This is a genomic window from Paracidovorax sp., assembly GCF_057642795.1.
This window is the reverse complement of record NZ_JBXYZY010000043.1, coordinates 1-584: the sequence shown is the minus strand read 5'-3', so window position 1 is coordinate 584 and position 584 is coordinate 1. Positions and strand designations below refer to the sequence as shown.

The window sequence follows — 584 nt, the reverse complement described above, 5'->3', positions numbered from 1 at the left end:
GTCATCTAAAATATTACTAACTTCAGATAAACTCTTTACTTCACCATATCTTGAAGTGATATAGGATAAAAGTTCATGAACATTATGACCAATATCTCCATTTTTTCTTACGATATATTCATCGTATCTGGGATTATTCTTTTCTACATTTTCAAGCTCGCTATATAAGTCATTCTCCTTGTTTGAAAAACTTTGGTTAATCTCAGTTAAAACATTTGGTCTTGATAAATATGATGTTGTTAAAACACTGCTCGTAGAATTAGCAAATCCACCCATTGTCATGCTTGCAAAGTTAAATACAAAAGTTCCAAAAATAATTATGGCAGCTACTACTATTGCTGCCACTTTTGCTTTTCTTATGATGAAGTCTTTAGATACCTTGAATGTATCCATCAGTGTCTTTTTAACTCTATCTCTAATTCTTGTCTTCTTTTGTTTATAGATAGCTGACTTCATCTGTTTCTTCTTTTGAAACTTCTTATAAGCATTTGCTTTTTTATTAAAGAAGAGGAATTTGACTTTGAATACCTTTCTAAAAATGCACTCATTGATGCTTGTGCACCAGGAAATCCATTTATGCCAAC

Annotated in this window: 1 protein-coding gene; it reads right to left on the bottom strand. The window is 31.0% G+C overall.

Translation table 11 applies throughout. The annotated features are described in order from the left end of the window. Positions 1-540, bottom strand: a 540-nt coding sequence (locus tag AC3A84_RS17330) for a CD1108 family mobile element protein (RefSeq protein WP_487971276.1), incomplete at its 3' end; no start/stop codon positions are given. Positions 541-584: the final 44 nt, after the last annotated feature.